Source organism: Mesorhizobium sp. M0140 (genome assembly GCF_040322475.1).
In the GTDB taxonomy this organism is placed as follows: Bacteria; Pseudomonadota; Alphaproteobacteria; order Rhizobiales; family Rhizobiaceae; genus Mesorhizobium.
This window is the reverse complement of sequence record NZ_JAMYTM010000016.1, coordinates 72,107-89,784: the sequence shown is the minus strand read 5'-3', so window position 1 is coordinate 89,784 and position 17,678 is coordinate 72,107. Positions and strand designations below refer to the sequence as shown.

Below are 17,678 nucleotides of genomic sequence, written 5' to 3'. Positions count from 1 at the left end.
GGTCGCCCTCTCAAGCGTGGGTGTAGTGCAGCAGCGTCCATTCATCGACATGGACACGGTCCTGCGGATGAACGACGAGCGTGGTGGCGGGATGTTCGATGATGGCCGGGCCGATGACTTCGTGGCCTGGCTGCAAAAGGTCCATCTCGTAGAGATTGGCCTTGTGCCAGCGCCCGCCAATATAGGCCTCGCGCACACCCTTGTGGGCGGCTGCCGGATCCGACTTGCCGAGCGGTCGCTTGAGCAGCACCGGCTTGACCTTGTCGGCGGTGGCGATCAGCCCGAGTTCGGTGATGGTGAAGCCGGCCTCGCCATAGCGCGACACGCGATGGTTGACCTTGGCATAGACCGCCTCGAACTCGTCGATAACCCTACGCATGTCGTCGGCCGAATCGACCTTGGCAAGCGGCGCCATGACCTCGACGTCCTCGAGCTGGCCGGTGTAGCGCATCATCAGGAATGGCACGGTCCTGATCTTCTCCCTGGCATGGCCGTCGGCGATCATCTCGTCGACCGCGGCCCTGGTCAGGTCGTCCCAGACAGTGGTGACCTTGGCGCCGAAGGCGGCCAGCGTAGCCTCGTCGGGACGTGACGTGATGTCGTGCTGCGTCGAGACGGAATGACGGCGCATGAAATCGGCCGTGGTGCAGCCGAAGGCGGAGAAGGCGGCCGCGAACTGGAAGGTGATGATGTCCTTGAAGCCGATGCCCCTGGAGCAGCCGGCCAGATGCAGAGGACCGGAGCCGCCATAGGACAGCAGCGTGAATTCCGAGGGGTGGATGCCTTGCCCGGAAATGACCCGGCGCAGCGCGTTGTTGGCGTCGGACTCCAACATGTCGATCATGCCTTCGGCGGCTTCCTCCAGCCCAACGCCCAATATGTCGGAGCATTTCTCCTGGAAGGCGCGGCGGGCCTTTTCGACCTGCAGCACGACCTTGCCGCCGAGGAAGTAGTGCGGGTTGAGGCGACCGAGAATGGCGTCGCAATCGGCGATGGTCGGTTCGGTGCCGCCGCGATCGAAGCAGATCGGACCGGGATCCGAGCCAGCGCTTTCCGGCCCAAGCGAGACCTTCTTGGTCAGCGGATCGACCTTGAGGATCATGCCGGCGCCGGCGCCGATGGTGTCGAGATGCAGCGTCGGCACGTTGAGCTTGAAACGGTCCATCAGCGGCTCGTTCTCGATCCGCGTCTGGCCGCGCGTGATGACGCCCATGTCGAAGGAGGTACCGCCCATATCCGAGCAGATCAGCGAGTCGTTGCCGATCAGCTTGCCGACATAGGCAGCGCCCAGAATGCCGCCGATCGGGCCGGAGATCATGGTTTCATGCAGGCGCGGATGGTTGATCGAGGTCAGGCCGCCGAAGGAGAGCAGCGTCTGCACGCCATACTTGAAGCCGTATTTCTTCGAGACGTCCTCGATACCCCTAAGTTGCTTGCGGCCACGCGAAGTCGCGTAGGCCTCGATCAGCACCGAGTTCAGCCGTGACTGCTCACGGATGACCGGACGAACCTCGTGGCTGGTGTAGACGATGATGTCAGCGCCGGCCTCCTCCACCTCTTCGCGGCAAATCTCGGCGATGCGCTTCTCGTGCACGGGATTGACGTGCGAGAAGATGGTCATGATGCAGATCGCCTCGACCTTGTCGGCGATCAGTTTTTTGGCGGCGATGGAGACCTCGTGTTCGTAGAGCGGCAGCACGATGTCGCCGAACTGGTCGATTCGCTCGGTGACGCCATGCGTGCGGCGGCGCGGCACCAGCGGATCGGGGTGATGATGGGTGACCGCATGCAGCCGGTCGGCGTAGGAATAGTCGGCCCAGGCCTGCAGCCCTCGGCCCATCAGGATCATGTCCTCGAGGCCCTTGGTGGTGATCAGGCCGAGCCTGCGGCCGGTGCGCGACAACAGTGTGTTGAGCATGCCGGTGCCGGAATAGAGCACGACGTTGACGCCGGAAAACAATGATTCCAGCGAGATGCCCCAGGCATCCGCCGCGTCCTCAGCAGACGCGAGGAAGCCCTCGGCTTCGTTCTTCGGCGTGGTCGCCGACTTGCCGATCTTGAAGTGGCCGTCCTGATCGACAAGGATCGTGTCGGTCATGGTGCCGCCGGCGTCGATACCGATGACGATTGGATTGCCGACGATGGGGGCGGTGAGATTGGGTTGGGTCACGGTCGCCTCGGGATCTGGTCTAGGTTGACGCTAGGCTAGATTCGACAGGCGGCTTCGCGCCATATGCCTAAAGACATAATGACGGCTGGGCTGACATCGCCGAGAAAAGGGCATGCGCATGGACAATATCTGGGCGCCGCTCGCCAAAGCGATCGCCGCCACCGGCACCGACAGGCATGTCGACTGCCTGATCGACCTGATCGGCGCCGACATCGAGCACGACCTCGTCACGGTGACGCGCTATTCGGCGACGCAGACGCCGGAATTCGTCAAGCACCGGCGCTTCTCGGATGAAATGGTCCGGCGCTATCTCGACAACTACTACGTCTTCGACCCGTTCTATGCCTCGTGGCGGCGCGAGCGAAGGCTGGGCATCATGCCGCTGAAGCGGCTCGCCGACGACGAGGCCAAGCGCGGCCAGTACATTGCCGGCTTCCTGGCACAGTCGGAGATCTGCGACGAGGTCGGCATCATGCTGGCCGATGGCGGTGACTGGTGCCTCGGCATCTTCCTCGATCGCTCGACCGCTTCTTTCAAGGACAGCGAGATCGCCCTGCTGGACGAGCGGCTGCCGGTGTTCGAGGCGCTGCATGCGCTCGACATCAAGGCGCGCGGAACCGAATTCTCCCGCACATCGGCACCGACCAGCCCCGGCGCCTCGCCCCGGCAGGAGCCGACCATTCCGGCCAGCCTGTGGCCGGAGCTGTCGCTGCGCGAGCGGGAGTTGGTCCAGTTGATCCTCGCCGGCCACCCGACGGCGAACATCGCCGAGCGCCTCGGCATCACCGTCGGCACGGTCAAGAACCACCGCCGGCGTATCTACGAGAAGCTCGACATCACCACCGAGCGGGAATTGTTTTTGCAGTTCTTCCAGCATCTGGTCGACTGACAGCCGGGGTTCGGACAGCTAGGCGGTTTACGCTTTTTCCCGTTGCAGGTTAGAGCTCATCCTCCCAATTGGCGCCGCCATAGAACACACGGAAAATCACCACTTGGTCGGATTCCACTGTAAAGGTCACCGTTACACGGCGTTCGAAACCGACAACCCGAAGCCCTGGCCGCAGATCATCACGGCGTGTTCCGCGCTCCGAGGCGTAGTCGAGACCCTTGCAGTAGGCTTCGATACGCTCGATATAGCGTATGGCGATGACGTTGCCGGCGGCGATCTCGATGGTGTCGTATATCCATCTTAAAGTCCGCTAGGGCTTCCGGCAACAGAACAATATGCCGGCGCTTCACACATCCCTCTTAAAGCGGGCGGCGTGGTGAGCGCGGATGTCGTCAAAAGCCTGGTTGGCTGGGATAACTCGGGAAGGGTCTGCCTTCCATCTGTCATAGGTCGGCACGACTTCCTCGCGCAGCCAACGCTCTACGGCCGCGTCGCGCTCTTGCAGGGCACGAAGCCCGGCGCGGATCACTTCACTGCTGGTCGCATAGGTTCCTGATTCAATGAGACGGTCGATGAAAGCAGCCTGCTCTGTTGGCAGGCTGAAGGTGCGCTTTTCGGTGGCAGCCATGATTTCTCCTATAATGTCGGTGTGATTATATCATACCAATATCAAATAGGGTTAGAAAATCTGTCGGGCGAAGAACCGACATGGGGCCTGCTAGCAGTCTCAAAATTCCTCTTGCGGAACCGCGCCGTCCCGGCTTAGTCTCTGCCTCGTCACAAAAATGAAATTTAATTCCATTTGTGTGCAAACCTTCTAGCCAGCATCGTGCCCCAGGAAAAATGAACGGCCTAATCGACTGAGAAAATATTTGATATATCATCTACCAGAACGGAAATAGCTGACATGGTCCAGCAGACATCGATCCAGCCATCGGCGCCCTGGTTGCGGCTAGAGGTTGACGATTCGGACTGGAACGACGCCGAGGTTTCGGGCCTGGTGCGCTGGTACCACCAGATGCTGCTCATCCGCCGTTTCGAGGAAAAAGTGCTCGATCTCGCCAATGCGGGGCTGGTGCATGGTCCGGCGCATGCCAGCATCGGCCAGGAGGCGACGGCGGTCGGCGCCATGTCCGTGCTCGGCACGGGTGACCGCATCAACGGCACCCACCGCGCCCATCACCAGGTGCTGGCCAAGCTTGTCAACGCGCAGACGCCCGGCGGATTCGACCCGCTGCATGACGCTTTCAACCCGGACATGCAGGGCTCGGTGCGCGGCCTGATGGCCGAGATCATGGGCCTCAAGTCAGGCTATTGCGGCGGCCGTGGCGGCTCGATGCATATGCGCGACGATAGCTCAGGGATTCCTGGCACCAGCGCCATCATCGGTGGCAACCTGCCGCATGCGGCAGGCTACGCGCTCGCCGACAAGCTGCTTGGTACCGGCAACATCTCGGTCGCCTTCTTCGGCGACGGCACGATGATGGCAGGGCCGGCCTATGAGGCGATGAACATCGCCGCGCTATACCGGTTGCCGGTGATCTTTTTCGCCGAAAACAATCTCTATGCCGTCTCGACGCACATCAACGAGCAGACGCGCGAGACGCGGCTGGCCTCGCGCGGACCTATGCTCGGCTTTCGCGGCATCGAATGCGACGGCATGGATGTGGTGGCCGTCCACCATGCCATGCGCAAGGCGCGCCGGACGATCGAGGAAGACGGCGGCCCGGTGCTGGTCGAGGCGCTCTGCTACCGCTTCCTGCATCAGAGCGGCGCCCGCCCGGGCAGCGAATTCGGCTACCGCACGCGGGCCGAAGAGGACGCCTGGAAAGCGCGCGACCCGCTTGCCACCATGGCGGCTCGCCTGAAGACGATGGGCATCCTGAACGATTCGGACCTCGGCACACTCGACCAGCGCGTCATGGAGGTGGTCAACACCGCTGCCGATTCGCTGACCGAAATGAGCGGCAACGCGCTGCGCATTCCTGATCATCTGTGGCCGGACCCAAGCGACGTCGACAACCAGATCCGCGGCGATCTTTCCGAACTGAAGAGCGAGCGCTTCCTCGAGATCGAGGACGTGCCGCCGGCCGAGACCAAGCCGGTCAAATTCATGGTTGCCGCGTCCGAGGTCATCGCTCGCGCCATGGAGCAGGATCCGCGCATCATCATCATGGGCGAGGACGTGCACCGGCTGCGCGGCGGCGTTTCGGGCGCCACAAAAGGTGCGCTGGAACGCTGGCCGGAGCGCGTGCTGGCGATGCCGATCGCCGAGAACGGTTTTGTCGGGGTGGCGCTGGGTGCGGCGCTTTGCGGCTTGCGGCCGATCGTCGAGATCATGTTCGGCGACTTCTGTCTGGTTGCCGCCGACCAGCTGTTCAACGCGGTCAGCAAGGTGCGTCACATGTTCGGCGGCGGTTTTCCGGTGCCCATCGTGGTCAGGGTGCGCGTCTCGCCGCACACCGGCTACGGCTCGCAGCATTCGGGTGATCCGTCCGGCCTGTTCGCCCTGTTTCCCGGCTGGCGCATCGTCGCGCCGACGACGCCCTTCGACTATATCGGCCTGATGAATTCAGCGCTGAAATGCGACGATCCGGTCGTCGTCATCGAGCATGTCGAACTGTTCCCGAGCGAAGGCCCTGTGCCTGCGGACGACCGCGACTATTGCGTGCGGCTCGGCAAGGCGAAGATAGTCAGGCCGGGCAGCGCCTGCACACTGCTCACCAGCGCCAGCATGGTTGCTGTCGCCAGACAGGTGGTCGAGGAGACCGGCGCCGATGCCGAGATCATCGACCTGCGCAGCCTCGACCCGACCGGGCTCGACTGGCCGCTGGTGGAAGCCTCGATCCGCAAGACCAACCGAGTGGCCGTCATCGAGCAGGTGCAGCGTGGGCTATCGCTTGGCGGACGACTGACACAGGAGATTCAGGATCGCGTGTTCGATTATCTCGATCACGAGATCCTGCATGTGACGGGAAGCCTTTCTGCTCCCGTCGTATCGGCCCCGCTCAACCGCGCCGCACTGGGCGGCGCTGAAAAGCTCAAGGCCGCGCTTCAATCCCTCACTGGCGTGGGCGGATAGAGCGAACGCATTGCCACAAAGATCCGACAAGAAAATGGGAGAACTGACATGACCATCCTACCGAGAAGCAAGACCAGAGCGACGATGCTGGCAGCCGTGCTGCTGGCCACCAGCGCCTTCTGGGCACCGGCCACCTTCGCGCAGGACAGCAAGCCGCTGGTCATCGCACGCAACATCGACCTCAACTCGCTCGACCCGCACCGCGCCTTCTGCGACACCTGCCAGATCTACAATTCCAGCGTCTATGAATCCCTGCTGACGCTCGACAAGGACAACAAGCTGATCCCACTGCTCGCCTCGAAGTGGGAAGGCAATGCCGACCAGAGCAGCTTCACCTTCACACTCGACCCGGCCGCCAAATTCTCGGACGGTTCGCCGGTCGAAGCCAAGGACGTGAAATGGTCCTGGGAGCGGCTGAAGAACCTCAAGGGCAGCGCCTCGTTCCTGATGGACAATGTCGCCTCGATCGAGACCCCGGACGCGCATACGGTCGTCGTCAAGATGGTCGCGCCGAGCTCCGAATTCCTCAACATCGCGGCAGCACCCTACGCGGCGGTCGTCAACAGCAAGGTTGCTTCCGAAGCCGGCGCCAAGGCCGATGCGGACGCCTCGACGACAGACAATGCCGAGGCCTGGTTCCTGGCGCATTCGGCCGGCAGCGCACCGTTCGTGCTGAAATCCTATGAGCCCAATTCGGAACTGCGGCTGGCGCGCAACGACAAGTACTGGCGCACGGCGCCGGCGCTGAGCGAGGTCGTCATCCGCCAGACCAAGGATGCGGTGGCGCAGGCGCAGATGCTGCAGAGCGGCACCGCCGACATCGCCATGCAGATCGATCCGGACACGGCCAAGACGATGACCGGCAGCGACGTGAAAATCGAGACCGTGCCGTCCTACAATTTCATCTATGTGGCGCTGTCGCCCGGCGCCAAGGCCAACAAGGTTCCGCTGACGCCCGAAGTGCGCGAGGCCATTTCGCTCGGTCTCGACCGTCCGAGCATCCTCGATTTCACCATCGGCTCCGAGGGCCAGCTGATCAGCGCGCCGATCCCGCTTGGCTTCCCCGGCGGTTCGGGCTTCGAGGCGCAGCCCTATGACGTCGCCAAGGCAAAGGAACTTCTGGCCAAGGCCGGCCATGCCGACGGCTTCGAGATGGAAGCGGCGTTTCCCGGCATGAACGTCTACGGCGTCGATCTCTCGCTGTTGATGCAGAAGGTCCAGCAAGATCTGGCCAAGATCAACATCAAGCTCGACCTGCAGCCGATCCCCTTCGCCAATTGGCGCGAACGCGTCAATGGCGACGGCATTCCGATGACGGCGGTGTTCTACGCGCCGGACTTTTACGGCACGTCGCAATACATCGACTATTTCGCCATGACCAAGGGCAGCCCGTGGTCACGCCGCGCCGGCGCGGAGCGCGATCCGTCGGTGCTCAATCCGAAGGAAGCGGATATCTACAAGGCAGCCCTTGCGGCAAGCGGCGACGAGGCCGCCAAGCTGTGGCACCAGGCCGGCGAAGAAATGATCAAGGACAGGATCATCCTGCCGCTGATCAGCCCGAACCTGATCCTGGCCTACAAGTCGGACGTCAAGGGCGTGCGCTACAGCGCCTGCTGCAACCTGCCGCTGGCGGAACTCAGCCACTGAGCGAAAAGATGCGGGAGGCGGCCAGCCGTCTCCCGCTTCTTCATTCTGGACGATCAGCAATCTTGTTCTTCCAGCACCAAAACCAATATATGATATATCAACGCGTGGAGACCTCGTTATGCCTTCCCTGATCAACTCCAAGGACCAGCTGCTGCGCGAGCGTGCGGCCTCGGTCATTCCGGGCGGCATGTGGGGACACATGGCGACGCGCTATCTCGGCTCCGCCTATCCGCAGTTCTTCGAGCGTGCCGACGGCTGCCGGGTCTGGGACGTCGATGGGCGCGAATACATCGACCTGATGTGCAGTTGGGGTCCCAACATCCTCGGCCACCATCATCAGGCGGTCGAGGCAGCAGCCGAGCGGCAGCGTCGCCTCGGCGACGCTATGAACGGCCCCGGCGAAGTGCTGGTCGAACTGGCGGAGTTGCTGGTCAAGACCGTCGCGCATGCCGACTGGGCGATGCTGCAGAAGAACGGCACCGACGCCACCACGGCCTGCGTGACGATCGCGCGCGCCGGCACCGGCCGACGCAAGGTGCTGGTCGCGCGCGGCTCTTATCACGGCGCCGTGCCGTGGTGCACGCCTTCGCTCGCCGGCGTCACCGCCGAAGACCGCGCCCATCTGATCCATTTCGACTACAATGACGTTGCCAGCCTGGAGGCAGCCGTCGAGCAGGCCGGGGATGATCTTGCGGCGGTCGTAGTGACCGCCTTCCGGCACGACATCGCCCGCGACCAGGAATTGCCGACCGCCGCCTTCGCCAGACGGGCGCGCGAACTCACCACCGCCGCCGATGCGGCGCTGATCGTCGATGATGTCAGGGCCGGGTTCCGCATCGACCTCGCCGGCAGCTGGGAGCCACTCGGCGTACGGCCGGACCTGTCCGCCTTCTCCAAGGCGATCGCCAATGGCTACCCGCTTGCCGCGATCACCGGCACCGACCGGTTCCGCGAGGCCGCGACCAAGGTCTATGTGACGGGTTCGTTCTGGTACGGCGCCGTCGCCATGGCCGCCGCGATCGCCACCATCAACACGCTGCGCGACACCGACGCGATTGCCCGCATGACTGAAGCCGGCGACAGGCTGCGCTCAGGCCTCGATGCGGCTGCCAGGAAGCATGGCCTGTCGCTTCGCCAGACCGGCCCGGTGTCGATGCCGATGGTGCTTTTCGATTGCGATGCCGAGTTCAAGCTGGCCAATGCCTTCTGCTCGGCCGCCTTGCGCGAAGGCGCCTATTTCCATCCCCGGCACAACATGTTCCTGAGCGCCGCGCACACCGCAAAAGACATAGATCTCGCCCTGCAGGCTGCCGATGCGGGCATGGCTGCCGCGGCGCAGGTGGCGTGACCGGCGCCGATGCGGTTCGGAGAAAAAGTTCGTTCAGCCGGCGGCCGACACCAGTCGGCCGTTCTGCGCCGCGCGGCGCAGTTCCTCGGGCGTGACCGCACCGTCGTTCAGCCGCTCGAGCACCTTGACCAACAGGCGGCCGCCTTCGATCATGTCCTGCTGAATGCCCTTGCGCACGCCGTTCTCGTCGCGCGCGCGCAGCGCGTCGAGGATGTCGAGATGCCGGTGGCGGCCGTCATAGGTCGGCCTCGCGTGCGGGTACTGATAGTTCACCAGCGGACCGTTGCGCAGCCAGATGCCCTCGATGATGGCCAGCAGCTCCGGCATTTGCGCCGCCTCGTAGATAGAGTGGTGGAATTCCCAATTGTCGCGGACGGCTTCGAACCAATGGCCATTGTCCTCGTTGGCAATCAGTTTCTCATGCACCGCAGCCAGACGGTCGATTTCGCGCGGCTCGATGCGCGTCGTTGCCGCGGCACCGGCCATGCCTTCGAGATGCAATCTTATGCTCCGCAGTTCCAGATATTGGGCCAGCGACAACTGGGCGACGGTGATCGAACGACCGGCCTCCATCTCCAGGCCTTTTTCGCGCACCAGCTGCATCAGTGCCTCGCGCACCGGCGTTTCGGAAACCTGAAGGCTGGCGGCGAGGTCGCGGATCTTGAAGCGATGGCCCGGCCAGAAACGGCCTTCCATCATGGCGCGGCGAAGCTCCTCGTAGACGCGCGTCGTCAGATTGTCGCGCGCGATCGGCGCGATAGAAGCAGTCACATCCGCTCTCCGTTCTTGCAGTGGCGCAGGCGTCGCCTGCGTCGCATGGGCTGTGTATATGATACCACGGATGGCCTGACCACCGACATGAGACAGGCAACTGTGAGACGGGCAGCCATGGTGCAGACGGATATGAGACGGGGCGCATGACCGCGACGCCTTCACTCCTGTTCGGCGCCATAGCCGACGATCTGACCGGCGGCACCGAGCTGGCGTCGATGCTGGTGGCGCGCGGCATTCCAACGGGATGCACGGTCGGACTGAGTGCGCCGATCCCACCAGGCAATCTTGCCCATGTGATCCTGCTCAAGACACGCGTCATCGCGGCCAGCGATGCGGTGCGCCAGGTTCTGGAGGCGGCGGACCGGCTGCTTGAAGCTGGTGCCCGGCAGATCTTCTTCAAATATTGCGCCACTTTCGATTCGACACATGCCGGCAACATCGGTCCTTGCGCCGAGGCGCTGCTCGAGCGGCTTGGCGGCGGCGTCACGCTGTTCGCCCCGGCGCTGTGTGAGACCGGCCGCACCGTCTATCAGGGACACATGTTCGGCGGCGCCCAATTGCTGGGTGAATCGCCCAAGCGCTTCGATCCGCTGACGCCGATGACCGATTCCAATCTGGTTCGCGTGCTGCAGGCGCAGAGCAAGGGCAAGGTCGGGCTGGTGCCCTATCTCGTCGTCGATGCCGGGGCGGAGGCCATCCGCAACGCCATACGAGAGCACAGCGCGGGCGGCGAGACGCTGCTGATCACCGACACGATCCGCGAGCGCGACCTGGTTGCGACCGCGGAAGCGACCTTCGACCTGCCGCTGATGACCGGCAATTCCTCGGTCGCCGCGCATCTGCCGCCGGCCTGGCTCACGCATGGGCTGCTGAATTCAGGCGATCTCGTTGCCGCCAGCCTGCCGGCCGTCGAAGGGCCGGCAGCGGTGCTGGCCGGCAGCGTCGCCGACCGCACCATCGAACAGCTCGAGCGTTTTGCGCGCAACAATCCACTGCTGACGATCGACCTTGCCAGCGCCTTTGCCGGCGCCGATATCATGGCCGAAGCGCGTGCCTTTGCCGAGCGGCATTTGCCCGGTGCGATGATCGCCATTGCCACGACCGCGCCGCAAGCGACGGTCGAAGCGCTGCAGCAGGCGCACGGCCGCGATGTGGTGGCAGCAAGGGCGGAAGAGATCCTGGCCGGGATTGCACAGATTCTGGTGCGTGAACTCGGCGTCCGCCGGCTCGTCGTCGCCGGCGGCGAGACAGCCGGTTCGGTGGTCAAGGCGCTCGGCATCGACCGGATCGCCATGGGCGCCTATGAGGGCCCGGGACTGTCGCGCGCCATCGCCCACCTCCCCGACCTGCCATCCGATCCGCTGGCGCTGATGCTGAAATCGGGAAAGCTCGGCGGCCCGGATATTTTCGCCGACGTCCTGCAAGACATGACACGGGCGACCACCGTCGCGCCGGCGATCGATATATGGCCACCGGCAAAACCTGTCATGCGGCCAACCACAGGAAAGGCATCGTGATGGATACCGAGACTGCACGCGCCAGCCTGATCACCGCGACGCAGACGCTGGACGCTAGTGGGATGAATGTCGGCACCACCGGAAACATCAGCGTGCGCACGACAGCCGGCATGCTGATCACGCCGACGGGAATAGCCACGAGCGCCTTGCGGCCGGAGAAGATGGTGGCGATGCAGCTCGATGGAGCCTGGGACGGTGCGTTCAGGCCATCGAGCGAATGGGAAATGCACGCCGAGATCTACAAGGCCTTTCCCGAGGCCGGCGCCGTCGTCCATGCCCATCCCGACCATTGCGTGGCGCTATCGTGCCTGCGCGAGGGACTGCCGCTGTTCCATTACATGGTCGCGGGTTTCGGTGGCGATGATGTGCGCTGTTCGGACTATGCGCTGTTCGCGTCAAGCGACCTGGCCAAGGTTGCCGTCGTCGCGCTCAAGGACAGGTCGGCCTGCCTGCTCGCCAATCATGGCATGATCGCTTTCGGCGGCGATCTCGACATGGCGCTCATCCGCACCATCAAGCTCGAAACCTTGGCGCGGCAATATCTGCTGGCGCGCAGCGCCGGCACGCCGGTGCTCATCGAGGGCAACGAACTCGCCGCCATTCGCGGGCGCTACAAGAGCTACGGCCAGCAGAAATAACCGGCCGAGCAATTCCAGGAAAAGTGTGAAGCGGTTTTCCCGGGAAAACCGCATAGCGCTTTCCCTTGGGAATAGCGCCAAAACAAGGAACGGCTCTTCGCGCTCTTGAAGTAGAGAACCACTCAGTCGACCCCACAAATGCGACGAGGGCTGTCACGCTCCGTGAAAGATCAGGCGGGGATCGGTTCGGCGGCAGGCGCATAGACGCTGACAGCCCCAGTGCCGACCAACTGGTAGATGGTCTCGGCGCTGTAGCCGAGCACGTCGGCCAGCACGGCAGCTGTGTCCTGGCCCAGCATCGGTGGCGCGGTGAAGTCGGCGGTCAACTGCGCGGCAAGTCCCTGCGCCGGGCGCACCATGGCGACGGAACCGAGATGCGGATGCGGCAAGGTCTGAACGAGGCCACGTTCGCGCACATTGGGACTATCGAAGACTTCCGGTATCGATTTTACCGTGCCGGCCGGCACGCTGGCGGCGGCACAGGCCGACATCCAGTGATCACGCGGCTTGGTCTTGAAGACGGCGGTGAGGTGCGGGATCAGCGCCTCGCGGTTGGTGGCGCGCGCCCCTGCCTTGATGAAGCGCGCATCCCCAGCCAGATGTGGCAGATCAACGACCTTCTCGCACAGCGCCGCGAACTGGCGGTCATTGCCGACCGCCAGCGCAAAGCTGCCATCGGAGGCTTCGAATATCTGATAGGGAACGACCGTCGGATGGGCATTGCCGTATCGGGCGACCTCTCGGCCGGTGTTGAGATAACCGCTGCCGACATTGATCAGCAGGCTGAGCGCGCAGTCGATCAGCGACAGGTCGAGGAACTGCCCCTTGCCGGTCGTCGTTCGCTCGAAAAGCGCTGCCAGGATCGACTGCGTGGCGACCATGCCGCAGACGATGTCGGTGATGGCGACGCCGACACGCATCGGCTCGCCATTGCTCTCGCCAGTGATGGCCATCAGGCCGCTTTCGGCCTGCATAACGAAATCATAGCCGGGCCGTCCGGCATCGGGGCCGGTCTGGCCGTAACCGGAGATCGAGCAATAGATCAGCCGTGGGTTTGAGGCACTGAGCTCCTTGAAACCAACGCCAAGGCGATCGGCGGTGCCGGAGCGGAAATTCTCGACGACGATGTCGGCCTTCGCCGCCAGCTCGCGCACGATGGCCAGCCCCTGCGGGCTCTTCATGTCGAGCGCGATGCTCTGCTTGCCGCGATTGGCGCAGAGATAGTAGGTCGAGACACCCTTGTAGCTCGGCACCGACCACGCCCTGGTGTCATCGCCGCCGTCGATGTTCTCGATCTTCCAGACTTCGGCGCCGAGATCGGCCAAGCTCATCGTCGCCCACGGACCGGCCAGCACGCGCGAAAGATCGAGAACCTTGATGCCTTCGAGCGGCAGGCGCCCACGGCCCGCCGTGCTGGCATCGTCAGTTTGGGCTTCAGTCACGATAATATCCTTCGTGGGTACAGCAATCGTGAGGACCGGTCAGACAGCCTTTAAAGTGTTGACCGGCTCCGGGAAATGACAGGCGACCCGATGCGAACCGCCAGGCGGATCGAGCGGCGGTTCGACGGCAGCGCAGATCGCCTGCGCCTTGAAGCAGCGCGTGCGGAAGCGGCAGCCTGACGGCGGGTTGAGCGGGCTCGGCACGTCACCGGTCAGCACGATGCGCTCGCGCCTGCGCTCCTTCTCGGGATTGGCGAGCGGCACCGCCGACAGCAGCGCCTGCGTGTAGGGATGCAGCGCACTGGAATAGAGCTCGGCCGCGGGCGCGATCTCGACGATCTTGCCGAGATACATCACCGCGACCTGGTGCGAGATGTGGCGCACGACGGACAGATCATGGGCGATGAACAGATAGGAGGTGCCGAAGGATTGCTGAATATCCCTAAGCAAATTGAGCACGCCAGCCTGCACCGAAACGTCGAGCGCCGAAACCGGTTCGTCGAGGATCACCACTTGCGGGTTGAGGGCCAGCGCGCGGGCGATGACCACACGCTGGCGCTGGCCGCCGGACAGCTCGTGCGGATAGCGCTTGCCGTGATCGGGATTGAGCCGGACGAGTTCGAGCAGTTCGGCGACGCGCACGCGGCGGTCGGCCGCCGACATGTCGCTCATGCGCAGCGGCTCGGCGATGTTGTCGGCGATGCGCATGCGCGGATGCAGCGACCCGTACGGATCCTGGAAGACCAGCTGGATGTAGCGCCGCATCAGGCGCATGTCTTCGTGATTGAGCGCGAGCAGGTTCTGGCCCCGGAACCAGCTTTCGCCGCTGGTCGGCTCGATCAGCCGCATCAGGCAGCGCCCGAGGGTCGACTTGCCGCAACCGGATTCACCGACGAGGCCCAGCGTTTCGCCGGGGGCTACGTCGAACGAGACATCAGCGACCGCACGGACATGGGCAACGGCACAGTCGAAGACGAGGCCGCCGCGAACCGGAAAGTCCTTGACGAGATGGCGTACCGAAAGCGCTGCCGCCGGCTTGGTTTCGACTTGAATTTGCTCCGCTGCGCTCATGGGCTCACGCTTCCATTGTCCAGGCTGGCCGCCACCAGCGCAGCGCTGTGGAAGGGCGGCAAGGTCGTCGCGAAATGGCAGGCCGAGAACCGGCCGCCAATATCGTGCAAAGGCGGATCCTCGGTCCGGCAGCGTGCCTCGGCATAGATGCAGCGCGGATGGAAGGCGCAGCCGCCCGGCAAGCGGCCAAGTGCGGGCGGCGAACCGTCGATCGAGAACAGCCGCTCGCGGCTTTCCTCGAGGTTGGGGATCGAGGCAATGAGGCCGCGCGTGTAGGGATGGCGCGGGTCGGCGAACAGCTCGGACACGCCAGCCTGTTCGACGACGCGGCCGGAATAGACGACCGCGACGCGGTCGGCATGACCGGCGACGACGCCGAGATCATGGGTAATCAGCACCAGGCCAAGGCCGAGCCGCTCCTGCAGCGAACGCAGCACCGACAGGATCTGCGCCTGCACCGTGACATCGAGCGCCGTGGTCGGTTCGTCGGCGATTAGCAAATCGGGATCGTTGGCGACGGCCATGGCTATGACCGCGCGCTGGCGCATGCCGCCGGAGAATTCATGCGGATACTGGTTCACCCGGCGCTCCGGCTGCGGGATCGCCACCAGATTGAGCAATTCCACCGCGCGCGCCATGGCCTGTTTGCGGGTGACGCGCTGATGCAGCCTGACCGCCTCGGCGATCTGGGCGCCGACAGTCATCACCGGGTTTAGCGAGGACAGCGGGTCCTGAAAAATCATGGCTATCCGCGCGCCCCTGATCTTGCGCATTTCGCGTGACGATTTGCCGACCAGTTCGTCGCCGTTGAAGCGGACCGAACCGGTGACCACCGCATTCTTCGACGTCAGGCCGAGCGCGGCGAGCATGCCAACGGACTTGCCCGAGCCGGACTCCCCGACAATGCCGACCACTTCGCCCTTGGCGACGTCGAGGTCGATGCCGCGCACCGCTTCGAACTGATCGCCTGCCCGTCGGAAGCCTACCCGCAGGCCGCGTATGGACAGCAGCGGCTCACCTCTGCCCGCCTTGTCGACTGCGCCCGGTGGCGCTGAAGATATCTGTGCGCTCATCGCTTAATCCGACCTTGGATCGAGAATGTCGCGCAAGCCGTCGCCGATGAAGTTGAAGCCGAGCACGATGGTGAGGATGGCGACGCCGGGACCGAAGGCGATCCACCATTGGTAGAAATGGACGGCGCCATCGGAGATCATCGACCCCCATTCAGGCGTCGGCGGCGTGGCGCCGAGCCCGATGAAGCTGAGCGACGCGGCAAGCAGCACGACCTGGCCGAGATCCATGGTCGCGCTGATCAGCACCGGGGTCCAGCAAAGCGGCAATATGTGCGTGAACAGCACGCGTCGAGGCCTGGCGCCGGCAGCGATCGCCGCCTCGACATGCTCGCGCTCCTTCACCTCCAGCACCTGCGCCCGCATCAGCCGGGCGTAGACCGGCCACCAGACCAGCACCATGGCGATGGCGGCATTGCCGAGGCCGGGGCCGAGCGACGCCGCGACGGCCATGGCCAGCAGCATCGGCGGAAAGGACAGAGTGACGTCGACAAGCCGCATAATCGCCGCGCCGGTCAGGCCGCCGACGAAGCCGGAAATGGCGCCGAGCAGCGAGCCGATGATCACAGCGGAGACGACGACCAGTACCGCGATAGGCAGCGAATGCGCGGCCCCGTGCAGAGTGCGGGCCAGCACATCGCGCCCGAGTGCGTCGGTGCCCAGCCAGTGCGCCCAGCTCGGCGGCTGCAGCCGGCGCGCCACCATTTCGAGCGGATCGAACTGCACGACCAGATTGGCGAACACGGTCATGAACAGCCAAAACAGGATGACGATCGTGCCGATGACCAAAGGCGCGGTCAGCCATTCGGGAACAGCGGTGGAACGGGATCTGGTTTCGACCGCCGACATCAGCTCAATCTCACGCGCGGATTGGCCACGACATAGAGTATGTCGGTGATGAGATTGGTGACCAGGAAGGCGAGGCCGCCGACGATGGTAACGCCGATGATTGCCGGGAAGTCGAGCGCGCGCGCCGCCTCGACGGCATAGGAACCCATGCCCGGCCAGGAAAAGATGGTCTCGGTCAGCACCGCGCCGGTGATCAGATAGGCGAAGGAGTAGCCGATGACGGTCAAGGTCGGCACCATGGTGTTGCGCAGCGCGTGGACAATGACGACGCGGAATTCGCTGGCCCCCTTGGCGCGCGCGGTGAGCACGAACTCGCGGCTCATCACATCCAGCATGTTGGCGCGCACCAGCCGCGATATGGTGCCGGAAACCGTCCAGCCGAGCACGAAGGCCGGCAGAAGCAGGTGCCAGAGCGCATCCTTAAACACCGTCCAGTCGCCGGCCAGCAACGAGTCGATGGTCAGGAAACCGGTGATACCGGGCGGTAATGCCAGGCGGGCATCGACCCTGCCCGGCCCCGGCAGCCAGTTCAGCATGACGGAGAAGATGAACAACAGGCCGAGCCCCGACCAGAACACCGGCAGCGAAGAGCCGAACAAGGCGAACAGCCGCGCGCCATGGTCAATCAGGCTGTTGCGGAAATAGGCGGCCAGCACACCAAGCACAATGCCGAGCGTGGTGCCGAAGATCATCGCAGCGAAAACCAGTTCGAGCGTTGCCGGCAAGCGGTAGAGAATGTCGGTGCCGACATTGCGCTTGGTGATGAACGAGGTGCCAAGATCGCCGCTCAGCAGATTCCCAAGATATATCATATAGCGTTCCGGCAAAGGACGATCGAGACCCCAGCGCGCCTTGGCGGCGGCCACCACTTCGGGGTTGCTCATCTGCTGTTCGGCGACAATCGCGGTCAGCGGATCGCCCTTGGTCACCGTGGTGATCAGGAAGGCAATGGTGACGATGCCGAGCACCAGAAACGGCATGGCGATAAGCCGGCGCAAAATATAGCGAGACACGTGGCTACCTTCACAAGGAGGGGCTTCGTAAGATGGCACAGGGCGCTTGGAGATGCCATCGAGGGAAGCATATTGACAGTGGGGGAAAGCGCCTGTCAATATAAATGGAATTTAATTTCATTTTTGATACAACGCCGGCGACACCGGCCCGACAGGCGGACGACGACG

The 17,678-nt window shown here is 63.8% G+C and carries 15 protein-coding genes; 6 read left to right on the top strand and 9 right to left on the bottom strand.

The features are described from left to right. Nucleotides 1-10: 10 nt before the first annotated feature. Nucleotides 11-2,170 carry a hydantoinase/oxoprolinase family protein gene (locus tag NKJ37_RS17750; RefSeq protein WP_352774498.1) on the bottom strand — a complete coding sequence of 720 codons (2,160 nt, stop codon included), beginning with the start codon at nucleotides 2,168-2,170 and terminating at the stop codon, nucleotides 11-13. A 112-nt stretch (nucleotides 2,171-2,282) separates the two neighbouring features. On the opposite strand from NKJ37_RS17750, the gene NKJ37_RS17745 reads away from it, so the two are divergent. Beyond that, nucleotides 2,283-3,059, top strand: coding sequence for a helix-turn-helix transcriptional regulator (locus tag NKJ37_RS17745; protein WP_023811574.1), 777 nt, complete (start codon nucleotides 2,283-2,285; stop codon nucleotides 3,057-3,059). A 49-nt stretch (nucleotides 3,060-3,108) separates the two neighbouring features. On the opposite strand, the gene NKJ37_RS17740 is transcribed toward NKJ37_RS17745, so the two are convergent. After that, entirely contained in the window at nucleotides 3,109-3,303 is a 195-nt protein-coding gene (locus tag NKJ37_RS17740; RefSeq protein WP_352774522.1) for a type II toxin-antitoxin system RelE/ParE family toxin, read from the bottom strand. A gap of 102 nt (nucleotides 3,304-3,405) precedes the next feature. Then, nucleotides 3,406-3,687, bottom strand: coding sequence for a type II toxin-antitoxin system ParD family antitoxin (locus NKJ37_RS17735; RefSeq protein WP_352774496.1), 282 nt, complete (start codon nucleotides 3,685-3,687; stop codon nucleotides 3,406-3,408). A gap of 279 nt (nucleotides 3,688-3,966) precedes the next feature. Between NKJ37_RS17735 and NKJ37_RS17730 the strand changes: the two genes are divergently transcribed. From NKJ37_RS17730 to NKJ37_RS17720, 3 genes are all read left to right on the top strand, one after another. Then, nucleotides 3,967-6,141, top strand: a complete 2,175-nt coding sequence (locus tag NKJ37_RS17730) for an alpha-ketoacid dehydrogenase subunit alpha/beta (RefSeq protein WP_352751727.1) — start codon at nucleotides 3,967-3,969, stop codon at nucleotides 6,139-6,141. 84 nt (nucleotides 6,142-6,225) lie between these two features. Beyond that, nucleotides 6,226-7,788 carry an ABC transporter substrate-binding protein gene (locus NKJ37_RS17725; RefSeq protein ID WP_352774520.1) on the top strand — a complete coding sequence of 521 codons (1,563 nt, stop codon included), beginning with the start codon at nucleotides 6,226-6,228 and terminating at the stop codon, nucleotides 7,786-7,788. A 118-nt stretch (nucleotides 7,789-7,906) separates the two neighbouring features. Next, on the top strand, nucleotides 7,907-9,136 hold the full coding sequence (locus NKJ37_RS17720; RefSeq protein ID WP_352439769.1) for an aminotransferase class III-fold pyridoxal phosphate-dependent enzyme: 1,230 nt from the start codon (nucleotides 7,907-7,909) through the stop codon (nucleotides 9,134-9,136). A gap of 33 nt (nucleotides 9,137-9,169) precedes the next feature. On the opposite strand, the gene NKJ37_RS17715 is transcribed toward NKJ37_RS17720, so the two are convergent. Beyond that, nucleotides 9,170-9,907 carry a GntR family transcriptional regulator gene (locus tag NKJ37_RS17715; RefSeq protein ID WP_027039784.1) on the bottom strand — a complete coding sequence of 246 codons (738 nt, stop codon included), beginning with the start codon at nucleotides 9,905-9,907 and terminating at the stop codon, nucleotides 9,170-9,172. A 146-nt stretch (nucleotides 9,908-10,053) separates the two neighbouring features. Here NKJ37_RS17715 and otnK point away from each other — a divergent pair, with 146 nt between their 5' ends. Together otnK and NKJ37_RS17705 are read left to right on the top strand one after the other, a co-directional pair. Continuing rightward, nucleotides 10,054-11,427 (top strand): 3-oxo-tetronate kinase, encoded by a 1,374-nt coding sequence (gene otnK, locus NKJ37_RS17710; RefSeq protein ID WP_352774493.1) that lies wholly within the window; start codon nucleotides 10,054-10,056, stop codon nucleotides 11,425-11,427. Further along, nucleotides 11,427-12,065 carry a class II aldolase/adducin family protein gene (locus NKJ37_RS17705; RefSeq protein WP_352774491.1) on the top strand — a complete coding sequence of 213 codons (639 nt, stop codon included), beginning with the start codon at nucleotides 11,427-11,429 and terminating at the stop codon, nucleotides 12,063-12,065. Before otnK ends, NKJ37_RS17705 begins: the two co-directional genes overlap by 1 nt. Nucleotides 12,066-12,235: 170 nt before the next feature. Here NKJ37_RS17705 and NKJ37_RS17700 read toward each other — a convergent pair whose 3' ends face one another. The 5 genes from NKJ37_RS17700 to NKJ37_RS17680 are packed head-to-tail and all read right to left on the bottom strand — an operon-like array spanning nucleotide 12,236 to nucleotide 17,510. Beyond that, nucleotides 12,236-13,507, bottom strand: a complete 1,272-nt coding sequence (locus NKJ37_RS17700; RefSeq protein ID WP_352551173.1) for a CaiB/BaiF CoA transferase family protein — start codon at nucleotides 13,505-13,507, stop codon at nucleotides 12,236-12,238. A 39-nt stretch (nucleotides 13,508-13,546) separates the two neighbouring features. Next, nucleotides 13,547-14,578 carry an ABC transporter ATP-binding protein gene (locus NKJ37_RS17695; RefSeq protein WP_352774490.1) on the bottom strand — a complete coding sequence of 344 codons (1,032 nt, stop codon included), beginning with the start codon at nucleotides 14,576-14,578 and terminating at the stop codon, nucleotides 13,547-13,549. Next, nucleotides 14,575-15,651: an ABC transporter ATP-binding protein gene (locus NKJ37_RS17690; protein WP_352551177.1), complete on the bottom strand. Its 1,077-nt coding sequence runs from the start codon at nucleotides 15,649-15,651 to the stop codon at nucleotides 14,575-14,577. Before NKJ37_RS17690 ends, NKJ37_RS17695 begins: the two co-directional genes overlap by 4 nt. A gap of 3 nt (nucleotides 15,652-15,654) precedes the next feature. After that, nucleotides 15,655-16,497 carry an ABC transporter permease gene (locus NKJ37_RS17685; RefSeq protein WP_352774488.1) on the bottom strand — a complete coding sequence of 281 codons (843 nt, stop codon included), beginning with the start codon at nucleotides 16,495-16,497 and terminating at the stop codon, nucleotides 15,655-15,657. After that, complete coding sequence (locus NKJ37_RS17680; protein ID WP_023811560.1) at nucleotides 16,497-17,510, bottom strand: ABC transporter permease; 1,014 nt, start codon at nucleotides 17,508-17,510, stop codon at nucleotides 16,497-16,499. The genes NKJ37_RS17685 and NKJ37_RS17680 overlap by 1 nt, the downstream gene beginning before the upstream one ends. Nucleotides 17,511-17,678: the final 168 nt, after the last annotated feature.

Excerpts from the sequence above, each read along its gene's own strand:
- NKJ37_RS17745 (WP_023811574.1), top strand. The coding sequence starts at position 2,283 with ATGCGCATGGACAATATCTGGGCGCCGCTCGCCAAAGCGATCGCCGCC.
- NKJ37_RS17735 (WP_352774496.1), bottom strand. The coding sequence starts at position 3,687 with ATGGCTGCCACCGAAAAGCGCACCTTCAGCCTGCCAACAGAGCAGGCT.
- NKJ37_RS17730 (WP_352751727.1), top strand. The coding sequence starts at position 3,967 with ATGGTCCAGCAGACATCGATCCAGCCATCGGCGCCCTGGTTGCGGCTA.
- NKJ37_RS17725 (WP_352774520.1), top strand. The coding sequence starts at position 6,226 with ATGCTGGCAGCCGTGCTGCTGGCCACCAGCGCCTTCTGGGCACCGGCC.
- NKJ37_RS17720 (WP_352439769.1), top strand. The coding sequence starts at position 7,907 with ATGCCTTCCCTGATCAACTCCAAGGACCAGCTGCTGCGCGAGCGTGCG.
- otnK (WP_352774493.1), top strand. The coding sequence starts at position 10,054 with ATGACCGCGACGCCTTCACTCCTGTTCGGCGCCATAGCCGACGATCTG.
- NKJ37_RS17705 (WP_352774491.1), top strand. The coding sequence starts at position 11,427 with ATGGATACCGAGACTGCACGCGCCAGCCTGATCACCGCGACGCAGACG.
- NKJ37_RS17695 (WP_352774490.1), bottom strand. The coding sequence starts at position 14,578 with ATGAGCGCAGCGGAGCAAATTCAAGTCGAAACCAAGCCGGCGGCAGCG.
- NKJ37_RS17690 (WP_352551177.1), bottom strand. The coding sequence starts at position 15,651 with ATGAGCGCACAGATATCTTCAGCGCCACCGGGCGCAGTCGACAAGGCG.
- NKJ37_RS17685 (WP_352774488.1), bottom strand. The coding sequence starts at position 16,497 with ATGTCGGCGGTCGAAACCAGATCCCGTTCCACCGCTGTTCCCGAATGG.